The organism is Neochlamydia sp. TUME1, assembly GCF_000813645.1.
GTDB lineage: Bacteria > Chlamydiota > Chlamydiia > Chlamydiales > Parachlamydiaceae > Neochlamydia.
Genome location: NZ_JRXI01000133.1, coordinates 1 through 12,300 on the forward strand (window position 1 = coordinate 1; position 12,300 = coordinate 12,300).

A 12,300-nucleotide genomic window follows, 5' to 3' on the forward strand; every position below is an offset into this window, starting at 1 on the left:
CCAAAAAACATCCCATTCAGTAGAAGATATAATTGCATGAAAAGCCCCCCCTTGGAAAAGAGATAGAGAAAATCAATTCAAAATCTCTCTTTCCTTTAATGCGTTTTATTGAACATGAAAAATTTTTTTTATTTTCTACGGCTATAGCAAAAACTTTAATGAATAAAGTTTGGAAGATTGATGAACAAGGACTAGCAAGGATTTGCAAGCGTAAGCAAGGTTGTTCATGATAGACGAAAAGTCATATATCATTATGACGTAATAATGATATATGACTTGGAAAAAAACTAAAAAGCATTAAAATAAGCTATTTTTTTACTTTAATATATTTTTTGAAAACTCCTGACATTTCTTTACCAAGGGCTTTGACGGTAGATTTTTTCAACTTCTCTTGAAGAGGATTTTGTAAGCAGAGTTGAGTAATCGATTTCTTTTTTAATTTTCCCTCTTTGATATAACCTGAGTGAATGATTTTACTCGCATATCCTGCAATATCGCGACGATTTAAAGAGACTAATACGCAATTATTTTTACATTTTGCAGCTATTTCTGATTGGCGTCTATTTAACTTAGGAAAATCAGGCTGCCCAGAATTAAAGTAAATATGAAAGGCTAACATATGGTCAGGAACATCTGTATTTAGCTGGTCTGGAGTTATTTTATGGATCATGACCCGGCCTAATTGCTTTTTCATCTCCTTTTCAATTTTTCTTACCCTTTCGTGAAGAGCTTTTTCCCGAATAATAACGATCGTATACTCTACGCTATTTTTTTCTTTTATTTTAGTCTCTTTAGATTGCTCAGCAGATTCAATAGAAGAAGCTTGGTACTCGGCAGATGAGGGGTTATTGTTAAGCTTAATCTTTTCCTTTTTTTTCGCTTGTTTAGTGCTTTCAAGCTCTTTCTGCGCCAGAGCAAGCGAATCGCCGTTTTCTGGGCCATTAATTTTAAGGCCTAAGTTATTTATAACTAGCTGCTTTTTCTTATTTTTGCGTGGTTTACCCCTAACTGCAAAAATTGCTGCTTCAACAAAACCTACAGCACTTCCTACGGCTGGTACAAACTGGGCAGCTGCCATTAAATTATGAAACCGAATAGCAGATTTCATTTTTTTCTTTTCGTTTAACTCATTTTTATCTAAACGTTTAATCTTACTAAGAAGCTGTCTGGATTTAAGGTAATGCAACACTCCCCCTACTAGAGGAATAACCCTTATAAATTCACTACCGACAGCACCGCAAATGCGAGGAATGTATATTCTTTCGTAATCTATCCGTTTTTCTAAACATGTAACATTGTTGCCTATTGACATAGCTACTCCTTAAAGGTTGTTATAAATAATTTTCTTTACAAAAAAATTTGATTTATATCAAACATTATTTATGTTGTAGCTAGATAAAATTATAAAAAAAATTAACGAGCTGAAAAAAAATTTAAAAATTTTATTTCTTTAGACTCGAGTGTAGATTAGAAAGAGAAACCTTTTTATAAGGTCCCTCAATTTAATCTGCGCGAGCATTAAGCTAGACAAAAGATACACAGATAAAAAAAAAAGAAATTAGCAAGAAACGGTGCTTTTGCAGCACCGTTAGCAAGATTAAACAGCAGCAGCTCTCTTAACTGATTCAGTATGAGTACGTGCCAGCTCATTCATAATCGCAAATAATTGCTGGCTAGATTGATGAATTTTTTCTATGCTTCGATCGCGATCATGGCGAGTCTGTTTTAGTTTCTCCCCTTCATGATCATGTTCGGTACGAGCAGCCATTTTTTTCTCAGATTCAATGTCTCCAATTTTGCTAGTAGCATGCCCAAATCCACTTATCCCCTGCGAAGTTTGTCCCAAATTTGTTAAGACTTTACCAAACAGGGAAGTGTCTCCTAGCATTTGACCCCCTAAAGGAGCAAAGGAAAGAGCAGCTCCCGTCCCTTGTAGAAACACGGAAACATAGGTCCAAGCACGCCCACCTTCAAATGTTTTCACTCTTTTTTTCACATTTACTTCTAGATGCTTAAATAAATCATCGATCTCTTTCTTGTTGTAACGATGACCAAGGGATCCTAACAAAATGGAAATCTTGCACATCATTTCCATCATGGCTTTCATATTGCCGCCATTAGCATTTTGTAGCTCTAGTTCATAAGCAACAAGCGTATCTTCAATTTCTTTAATACGTTGAGCTTCGATATCCTCTTTTTTGTTAATTTTAGCAGGAGCTAGCTCACTAGTCGGCTCGATTGTCAAGGGGGCTGTTATCGAGGCGTTTTTAATGTTAGCTAGTTTGTTTTTTCCAAAAAAGTTAAATGCCTTATCTTTCCAGCTAACTAAGGTTTCTTTATTAAAAAGTTGCCAAAAACTTTTTTTATTTCTTTTTAAAATTGCTTCCTTTTGCTTAGCTTTTTGCATTTCAGCTATTTTTGGATTAGCTTCTTGTTCTGATTCAATAAAAAAATCTTTAGCAGCGTAAATAGGGAGGGGGAAATCTTTGCAAGATGCGACTGAGCTAGAGTAACGCTCGGTAGCTTGAATGGCATCGCTAGCTTTAAAATCTAACGGATAGTCTTCACTTAATGGGCCGCGAGGCGCATAAGAGGAATAGTTTTCTTTTATTGCATCTTCACGCATAATTAATTCTCCTCAAAAATTATTATTTATTTACCATACTGGGCATAAAGAAGTCCACTTCCCATTTCCGCATGGCTTATCAAAGAACCCAGCGCTTTTTTAATCTCTTGAACATCCACTTTAAGTTGAAATTGGTATTCATCGCGTTGGGATGATTTTGCTAGCATCTCACCTTGAAGTTTATTTAATTTATTTTTAGTGTCACCTTTTAACCAAGTATTAAAGGTTTGGCCTGCTCCTGCCATACCATTAAAAACTCCTGTTACAATTAAAAGGGGTGCGGCAGCACCACCTGTAGCTATTGTAGCTGCAGCTGCCACTACCATAGCAGCAGAGGCTATCCCCCCTAGGGCTTGCGTGACCGTTAATCCCACGCTAACTTTTTCTAAAACACCAGCGCGTTTACCTATCAGAGCAAGTTCAGCTTGAATTTGCATACGTTCGGCGTGCAGCGCTTTTAAGTCTTGCTGCCTGTGAAGAATTTGCTGATTGATTAGCGTAGCCTGCTCTTGGCGCAGCTCCCCTTGCTTAACTAATATGGCTAACATAGCTTTTAGAGGATCCATAGCGGTGATATCTAAATATTTAAAATCTTCATCAATCTCTTTAGGAGAACGGTGTGCCAGAGGCTTAGCTTGTGAAGAATACTCACGTTCAATGATCTTTTCAGCAGGCTTACTGCCTTTTGAGCTTCCGCTAAAAAAACTCCATTTTCCTTTAATCCAGTCACCTAGCTGGTATAGAAAGCCTTTCTTTTGTTTTCCTAAAGCTTCTATTTTAATCGTTTCAGGTTGCTTATGAATAGCGGATGATTTATTTTTTAATTCCTCAAGTGCACAGACTTGGGTAGTCGACTCAAGTAAAATCTTCATTTTTTGCTGAGCTTCTAATGCAGGCACAGAAGCCTTTTTTTGCTGAGCTCCTAGATAACTCATTAAAGTATTTCGCAGATTCTCCATCCAGGCAAAGGCACTTTTATTTTTCTTTCCGTGAAGTTGTTCATTTTGCACCGCTTGAGTAGCAACTTCAATAGGTTTTAAAGAAGTAATCGAACTTGCATACAGAGAAGGCTGGACCTCAGCAGGTGCAGAACCTTGCTTTTTCAAATAACTGCTGTCATGCGTTTCGGCACTTGTATTTAATTCCCAAGTCCTTTCCAAACTTGAGTTAAGTTTATCTAACGGCATATGCTCCTCCTCAATTAACGGCCCATGATAGCACGCGCTTTGCTCATCTTATCGTCATGGATAGGTTTTAAGATAGCGCGAGCCATTTGGTAAGATTCATAACGTTCATTAATTAGTCGATTGACAGTCTGCATTTGCATATCATTCTTAGTATTATAATCGTCAATGGTCATCCGGATATTATCAATTAACCTATCGCGTTGATCTTTCGTATAGATCATTTTACCATTTTTAATAGAGCCTTCCTGAATATCAATCCCTAATTTTTCTCTAGCGTCTTTCAAATGGTGAGTTAAGTCATGCGAGGTATCAAAAGATAATTCACTGCGATCAGTAGTCTGGCTGTTAATCAGCTTTAATACCTTATGCATCTGTACCACTTCTTCCTGGCGTTTTTTCAATTCTTGAAATTCATCATTGCTTTTTTGCTGGAGTTGATTAAGTCGTTCGGTGAGCAGAAGAAACACGAGCTGTTCTAGTTCCATTTCTGTCGTCTCTTTGGAATCTTCGCTTTTAACTGCATTTAAAGCCTTCGTCCTCGACACTTCACTATTAAAACTTGTCATCACTTTTCTCCTTGAAAGATATGCCTAAACAAAACCTGCCCTAAATAAACCGGTTTTTAATATTACATTTTAATTAAAAACAAAAACGTCATAAATTCCGATTGTATCATCAAATTCCCAATTAAAGCAATTTTTTTAAGTTATGCAGTTATTCTTTTTACTGCCGCTATCTCAAATTATCCCCTCTACCATTAGAAAATGACAGGCAAGATAATAAAAAGCTTAAAGTGTTCAAAAAGGAATAACTTCTTTAATATCTAAAGTTAACTGTAGCTTGCCAATCTCTTAGAATGGTTTATTATATCCCATCTGCTTTGAACTTACCAGCTATCGAATAGATTTTATAATGCAAATATTTAAAGACTTCGTTACACTTTTGGCAACCCTAAAAAACACACCGCGCCTTTTAGATTATAAGCGGCCAAATTGCCAAGCTGAATAGATGATCAATGCCGGTTAACAAACAGGAACACTGAATGACAAGACCTTTATGGGGTTCTCGCCTTGGCTTTATCTTTGCCGTGGCAGGATCAGCGGTTGGACTCGCTAATATCTGGCGCTTTCCTTACATTGTGGGGCAATATGGAGGCTCTGCTTTTATTATCGTTTACTTATTGTGCTTATTCCTGATTGGATTTCCAGTCTTTATGGCAGAGATGTTAATCGGTCGAACAGCGCAAACAAGTCCCAGCGGAGCTTTCCGCCTTTTAGGAGGCAAATTAGCATGGTCCTGGGCAGGAAAGCTAACCATTCTTACAGGATTTATTGTTAGTTCTTTCTATAGTGCAGTCGCTGGGTGGGTGCTGGGATATCTGGTAGAGGCAGTCCAAGGAAATCTTTCGAATTTTACCTCGGCTGCTCAAGTGGCTGATCATCATCGCAACCTTATGAATAACCCACTATGGGGGATAGGCTTTCATTTTTGTTTTCTTCTTATCTGTATTGGCATTCTATATCTTGGAGTGCGTAACGGCATTGAGCGAGGTAACAAAATTATGATGCCCTTACTATTTTTAGTCCTTCTTTATTTAGTGGGCACCGGCTTAAAGATGCCAAATGCTCAGCGAGGGCTAGAATTTTTACTCAAACCAGATTGGAGCCTTATCACTCCCGCTGCTATCTTAGCCGCGCTAGGTCAATCATTTTTTACTCTTAGCATAGGACAGGGCACTATAGTAACTTATGGAAGTTATCTAAAACCTGATGAAAATTTAGTAAAAAGTAGCTATCCTGTTGTGCTTATGGATACACTAGTCTCCTTACTTTCAGCGGTCGCTGTCTTCACCATTGTTTTTTCTGTAGATTTAAAACCTGATCAAGGTTCAGGCCTTATTTTTCATACCCTCCCTTGGGTATTCAGTCACCTTCCTGGTGGGCATTTTCTAGCAAGCATGTTCTTTTTGCTCGTAGTTTTAGCAGCAACTACCTCAGAAATATCTGCAATGGAGCCTACAATCGCTTATTTAATGGACGAATGGGGGTGGAAACGTCGGCAAGCCGTACTCATTTGTGGCTTAGGCGCTTTCTTAATAGGTATTCCTAGTGCTCTTTCAAGCAGTATCCTAGCTGATATACGCTGGCATGGGATGACTTTTCTTGCTCTTACTGATTTTCTTGCTAACGCTATCCTTATTCCGGTAGGAGGCTTTTTAGCCGTAATCCTTGTAGGATGGATATGGGGCACTACGCATAGCTTAAATAGTTTAAAATTAGGCTCTTCTTATTTTTTTGACAATCATCCTTGGCTCTTGCATTATTTTAGGTTTTGCTTTAAAATTATGTCTCCTATCTTAATAATATTTGTTTTCCTAAACGCCTTAGGGTTCTTTTCCTAAAGATAAATTATGGAATCAAAAAATTACATTGAATCTACTCTAAGTCAAGAAGATGTTACTTTTGAAGTCCCCTTACGCCCTCAATCATTGGCTGATTTTATCGGCCAAGATCAGCTACGTGAACGGCTAACTGTTCTTATAGAAGCTGCCAAGCAACGTAAAGAAGCATTAGGGCATTGCCTTTTTTCTGGGCCACCAGGTTTAGGAAAAACAACGCTTGCTAATATTCTTGCTAAGGTAATGGGCACTAATATCGTGATAACCTCAGGCCCAGTCATTGAGAAACCTGGCGATCTTGCTGGCTTGCTCACTAACCTCAAAGATGGCGATATCCTCTTTATCGATGAAATTCATCGCCTCAACCGCACTATCGAAGAATATCTTTATCCTGCTATGGAAGACTTTGTGCTCGATCTTATGATCGATAGTGGACCCAATGCTCGTAGCGTTCAAGTTAAATTAAGCAAATTCACTTTAGCAGGCGCAACTACCCGCTCAGGACTGCTTTCTAGCCCTTTAAGATCTCGTTTTGCGCTTAATTGTCGCTTGGAACTTTATCCTCCGGAGATCTTGGTGCAAATCTTAATGCGTACAGGGCGCATTTTAAACTTAAATATTGCGCCTGAAGCGGCTTTAGAAATTGCCCGCCGTGCACGCGGGACCCCACGAATTGCTAATAACCTTTTGCGCTGGGTCCGTGATTACGCTCAAATCCGTGCAAATAATAAAATTAACCCAGAAGTTGTTTCAAAAGCGCTAGAAATGCTCTCCATCGACCATAAAGGTCTAGATGAAATGGATATTAAGATTTTAGAAACGATGATTCATCATTATAAGGGTGGCCCGGTGGGGCTCAATACTATTGCTGTTGCTATTGGAGAAGAAGCTCATACGATTGAAGAAGTGTACGAACCTTACCTTATCATGCAAGGTTTTATTAAAAGAACTCCGCGCGGTCGTGAAGTCACATCTCTTGCCTACCAACATTTAAAATTAACGATCAATAATTAGGAGAACGACTATGATCAAAAAAATGTTCATCGCTTTCTTGGGTTTCATTCTACTGTCTAATGCAGCTCATGCAGGCATAGCAGATTCTTTATCTACATTTTTTAATAAGCCCTTGCCCGCAGCAAAGGACACCTTAAAAATTCTAATCACGCATAATAAACCAGGAGCTATGTTAGAGGTTAAAGGTAAATACAAAATCTATGATCCTCATACCAACAAGCATATAAGCACACGTTTTATCGGTAAAAAAAAATATATTCAACCCTTAAGCGAAGGATTAAAATGGCAGGAAGAGTTTCCAGGCCTTTACCAGCTCATGATTCTGCCTGATGACAAAGCTACAACCATAATAGTCGACGGTATTGAATATAAAGGACGTATTTACATCTATGATATTGGGGGTACGATTAGCATTGTTAATGAAATTCCTTTTGATGAATATGTGAAAACAATCTTAGCAGCAAGATTGCAAGCACCTCTGCCAGGAGAGGCTTTAGCTGCAGTAGCCATTGCGGCACGCACAAATGCCTATTATTTAAAGCAAAAAGCTCCTAGTGATTATTGGGACGTGGAAGCTAAACAAATAGGCTATCAGGGATATGCTCTTTCTCCTCCTTCTAAGCTTATCGAGCAAGCTGTTAAAGCAACTCACCATATGGTGATGACTTTCTCTTCAAGCCCGTTGATGGCTAAGTGGGATAGTATAGAAGCAATAGATGGAGGACAAGCACAAGTTACCCATTCTAAAATTTCTTTAGATCAAGCTGCCATGCTTGCACATCAAGGTGAACATGCCGCTCAAATTCTTAAGAAAGCTTTTCCTGGTGCACAAATAGATTTAATCGCGAATTAATTAACATAGTAAAGCTAATTTAATAACCTTGCCTATAAAAGCTAGACAGAGATAGAAATAGAAAGCCAAGCTAGAAAAAGTAAAGATAAAGAAAGCCTGCGATTAAGAGACATTTTAAAGCTGAGCTAAAAGGAGATGGATATTCTCAACAAATTTTCATTCCTAGTAAACTTTTTAAATTTTTCGATACATCCTATAATGGTTTCTTGCTCTATTCCCTGTCACCTTTAAGGGCCTCATATCTAACCTCTTATGAAAGATTGGCATTCGCTAAATAATTATCTATATGATTTACCCGAAGAGTTGATCGCTCAATACCCGTGCGAGCCTCGTGATGCTACAAGGCTACTTGTAGTCGACCGCGCCTCAGGAAACATGCATGAAATGGTTTTTCATGAATTAGCTGACTTCTTAGGCAAAGGAGATAGCCTAGTATTCAATAATACCAAGGTTCTTCCCTCTCGCCTTATCGGTTCACGTTCTAGCGGTGGCAAAGCAGAGATATTTTTGATTAAAAGGCTTCCCACAGGCGATTGGGAAGCTCTAGTAAAACCAGGCAAAAAATTAGGCAAGGGAAGCAATGTGACCTTTAATGAAGGTTTTTCCTGCAAAATCATAGACGTATTAGCCGATGGCAAGCGTGTGGTCAACTTCGATTATGAAGGAGATATTACACAAGCTTTAGAAAAATTTGGCCATGTCCCTCTCCCTCCTTATATGCGCCGTGCAGCTATTCCTGAACTAGATAAGGAGCGCTATCAAACCGTCTATGCGCAACATCCTGGCTCTGTAGCTGCACCTACCGCAGGCTTGCACTTTACGGATAAGTTGCTACAAAGACTTGAAGAAAAAAGCGTTCAGGTAGATAAACTTACATTGCATATCGGCTTAGGAACTTTTCTGCCCGTTAAGGTAGAGGATATACGTGAACACCAAATGCACGATGAATCCTTTGAGATTAGCCAAGAAACAGCCGAGCGCCTTAATAAAAGACCTATCAATAAACGACAAATTTGCGTAGGAACCACTTCTTGCCGTGCTTTGGAGGCCGCAGCTTCGGCTTCTGGGATGATAACTGGAGGAAAATATAACACCAACATCTTTATTCATCCGGGCTACCAATTTAAGTACGTGCAACATCTACTCACCAACTTTCATCAACCCGGTTCAAGTTTACTCATGTTAGTCAGTGCTTTTGCCTCCCCAGAATTAATTAAAGAAGCTTATAATAAAGCTATTAAAGAACGTTACCGCTTTCTTTCTTACGGCGATGCCATGTTAATTTTATAGCAATCCTCCTTTAGAGCTCATCTTTTTGATCCCTAATGATAAATTCCAGCAGTTAAGTTGAAGCAGAGCACCAAGCTTTTAGGTCTATTTTTATGACAATTCTAGTAAAAGATTTTTTAGTTATAAATGGTGGGTAGGTAGCTTTTTTAACCCATGCCAAGATAGCCTTAGATTTATAAGCACTCTCGTTGGTAGAATGATTTTAACGCGGAATGCGTTGTATAGCCTAAAATTATATTTTTTGCCATCACGGAAGGAGCAACCACCCTTTTGCTCTTTTTAGGCTACACCTTGGCTGCTTAACAGGCTAGCAAAATAATCTTCAATACATTCCTATATAGCACTTATCTATTCAGCAAAGTAAGCTTGGCCATGCTCTTACCTTTACAAATATTAAGCTTTTTCACCTAAAATAGCAAACTCACTAGAAAGCTAACCTAGTAAAGTTAAGAAACTTATCTCCTTTAGCTTAACTATTTGAAATTCGAGAGAAGTTATGCTAGACTAACCCCCTAATTTTCAAAACCAAGGACCTTATTATGAAGGTAGCCAACAGCCCTTTCACCGCTGCCCCTTCTACTCCCTTTTCTTCTGTAGGTTCGCCTCCCCCAGCTATTGAAAAACGTTTTCCCACTCCTAAAGCCCAGCAGCCTTTTTGGAGTTCCCTAGGTAAAAAGCTATTGAAGTGGATAAGAAAGGAAGAAACTCCTTTGATAAAAAACATCAACGCTCTTGCAAAACAAACGGATATAATAAAAGAGAGCAGTCAAAAAGTTTCTCTTTTTTTAGAAGCCTTAAATTCTAAGCATTTATCTAGGCTAAAAAAAAATCTAAGAATCATTATAAAAAACATGTCCGATCTAGAGAGAAAATTGCTTTTAGAAGAAGCATTGAAAACAGATTTTGATAAAGGTCAACGTTTTCGAGGGAATCAGTGTATTCAATGGATGTCTCTTAAGCACTTGCACTCTTTAATCTCGTTACCCTCAGGTGAAGGAGAAGAATCCCCTCCAATAGATCAAAAAGCTCTTGATGCTCACCTAATAGCTAAACATGTTTATACTGTTAGGCAAATTATCAAAAAATATGAAGGGGAGGATGCACGCATAAAACTCCTACATACCTCTAAACAATTCTTTCTTTTTAGAATCTTTAATAATCTTATTCGTACACTTATTGTAGCTTTTAATTTATTAGAATTAGGCAAAGAACCCAATACCTATTTTGAAACCAAATATATGTTGGATATTTACTGGAGGCTTCTTGAAATTCCTCTTCATATTATCAAATTTGTTCTTCATCTAATCGTTAATCCCCTTATCTCTATAGCAGTTATTGCCGGAGGCACGGTAGCAAGTGGAATTGCCAGCCTCTTCTTTAAACGATGGCTAAATAGATGTCCTAATCAGCTTCCTTATTGCATCAATCTAACTCAACAGATTAAAAATGGCTTGATTAAACCTATCTATGGAAGAGAGCAAGAACTTGATGAAATCATTCAAGCTCTAGCCTGTAACAATGAAACAGGCCGTAAACATCCGTTGCTTATTGGTAAATCAGGGATTGGAAAAACCGAGCTTATGAAAGGCTTAGGCTGGCGTTTAGCTACTGGAGAAGTTCCTGCCATCCTTAAAAACAAAAAACTTTTTTACGTAAATAGTGGTGAATTAGCTCGAAATGGAAATCTATTTGATTTTAAATCTCCTCTAAAACAGCTTATAGACAAGATTGGAAAACATAGAAAAGATATTATTCTTGTGGTTGAAGAAGCTCATAACTTAAGTGACATTTCAGGCCAACGCTTCAATAGTGTGATAGACACTTCCCCCGACAGTTTATTTTACGTAGTAGGGATTACCACCCCTGAAGAATACGAAGCGAAAATTGAAACGACCACTTTAGACAGACGTTTTAAGAAAATACCTATTCAGGAAGCTTCATTAGTGCAGACCCGCACCATTCTAAGGCATATGAACCGCCAAGAAGCTAAGGATATCAAAATTTCTAAAAAGGTTTTAAATCATATCTATGAACAAACGAGTACTAAAATTGTTAAACGTCACCAACCTGACAAATCGATTTTCGTACTATCCGAAGGCATAAAAAATGTGCGCTCTTTACAAGAAGGTGGTAGCTTTAAAGATAAATTGAACCAGCTAATAGCTAAAAAAGAAGATTTAGCTTCTAAACTTTCTCAAAAAAGATTGCATGGACTTGCTTTACAAGCTCCTCATCTTCGTAAAATTTCTCTTGATTTGCAAACAGTTGAAAGAAAAATTGAAAAGTGTCTTAAAAAGATAGAGGTAAAACAGAAAGCTTTTCAGACTTTTTTAGATTTAAAAAAGCAACAAGATTGGCATGAAAAATGGTTTTATAATACGAGCGAAGTCCTAGTTGATCAAGCCGCAAAAGGAGAAAGAACTCCTAAAATTTTAGAAAAATTATATCTTTTTAATGCCTATTTTTTACTTCCGCAACTTGATCAGCATCTTTCTAATTTTATAGCTAAGCATCAAATGGAAGTGGAAGTAACTAAAGAAATCATCACTACAATTGTCGATCGTCTAGCTAAACAAGAAAAGATTGAGCCTACAAAGGTTTCTTAAAAGGTCAAAGGCATGTGCATTAGTAAAAAGCCTTTGAAAGCTAATCATTTAAAGATAAATTTTTTTTATAAAAAATTTTATCTTGATTATTAATAACCCAAAAGTTTGTGGCTTACTAAAAGTAAAAGGTATGTAGAAAGCTTATTCTTATTTTTTAAGCCCTTCTTCTTGAAAATGTTTTAATGCTGGCCAGACCTCTCTTTAGGAAATCAGGGAAATTAAGAAAAATTTTTCCATATTTAAAACAAATAACTTCAAAACCGTTTAAGAATTTATTCTTTCCTGTAGAATATAACCACTAGAAATTGCATACAATTTAAAGAGGT

The 12,300-nt window shown here is 37.6% G+C and carries 9 protein-coding genes; 5 read left to right on the forward strand and 4 right to left on the reverse strand.

Features of this window, described 5'->3' with window-relative positions; translation table 11 throughout:
• Positions 1 to 307 precede the first annotated feature (307 nt).
• The 4 genes from DB41_RS06065 to DB41_RS06080 all read right to left on the reverse strand — a co-directional run bounded on the left by DB41_RS06065 (position 308) and on the right by DB41_RS06080 (position 4,379).
• Complete coding sequence (locus DB41_RS06065) at positions 308 to 1,312, reverse strand: hypothetical protein (RefSeq protein WP_039385469.1); 1,005 nt, start codon at positions 1,310 to 1,312, stop codon at positions 308 to 310.
• A gap of 285 nt (positions 1,313 to 1,597) precedes the next feature.
• Positions 1,598 to 2,626 carry a hypothetical protein gene (locus DB41_RS06070; protein WP_039385471.1) on the reverse strand — a complete coding sequence of 343 codons (1,029 nt, stop codon included), beginning with the start codon at positions 2,624 to 2,626 and terminating at the stop codon, positions 1,598 to 1,600.
• A 26-nt stretch (positions 2,627 to 2,652) separates the two neighbouring features.
• Positions 2,653 to 3,813 (reverse strand): hypothetical protein, encoded by a 1,161-nt coding sequence (locus DB41_RS06075; RefSeq protein ID WP_039385472.1) that lies wholly within the window; start codon positions 3,811 to 3,813, stop codon positions 2,653 to 2,655.
• A 14-nt stretch (positions 3,814 to 3,827) separates the two neighbouring features.
• Positions 3,828 to 4,379, reverse strand: coding sequence for a hypothetical protein (locus tag DB41_RS06080; protein ID WP_042241884.1), 552 nt, complete (start codon positions 4,377 to 4,379; stop codon positions 3,828 to 3,830).
• A gap of 476 nt (positions 4,380 to 4,855) precedes the next feature.
• On the opposite strand from DB41_RS06080, the gene DB41_RS06085 reads away from it, so the two are divergent.
• The 5 genes from DB41_RS06085 to DB41_RS06105 all read left to right on the forward strand — a co-directional run bounded on the left by DB41_RS06085 (position 4,856) and on the right by DB41_RS06105 (position 11,974).
• A complete protein-coding gene (locus tag DB41_RS06085) occupies positions 4,856 to 6,214 on the forward strand; it encodes a sodium-dependent transporter (RefSeq protein WP_039385474.1) in 1,359 nt (452 codons plus the stop codon).
• 9 nt (positions 6,215 to 6,223) lie between these two features.
• Positions 6,224 to 7,225, forward strand: a complete 1,002-nt coding sequence (ruvB, locus tag DB41_RS06090) for a Holliday junction branch migration DNA helicase RuvB (protein ID WP_039385476.1) — start codon at positions 6,224 to 6,226, stop codon at positions 7,223 to 7,225.
• 10 nt (positions 7,226 to 7,235) lie between these two features.
• On the forward strand, positions 7,236 to 8,078 hold the full coding sequence (locus tag DB41_RS06095; protein WP_039385477.1) for a SpoIID/LytB domain-containing protein: 843 nt from the start codon (positions 7,236 to 7,238) through the stop codon (positions 8,076 to 8,078).
• Positions 8,079 to 8,330: 252 nt separating this feature from the next.
• A complete protein-coding gene (gene queA / locus DB41_RS06100) occupies positions 8,331 to 9,368 on the forward strand; it encodes a tRNA preQ1(34) S-adenosylmethionine ribosyltransferase-isomerase QueA (protein WP_039385479.1) in 1,038 nt (345 codons plus the stop codon).
• A gap of 539 nt (positions 9,369 to 9,907) precedes the next feature.
• Positions 9,908 to 11,974, forward strand: coding sequence for an ATP-dependent Clp protease ATP-binding subunit (locus tag DB41_RS06105; protein ID WP_039385480.1), 2,067 nt, complete (start codon positions 9,908 to 9,910; stop codon positions 11,972 to 11,974).
• Positions 11,975 to 12,300: the final 326 nt, after the last annotated feature.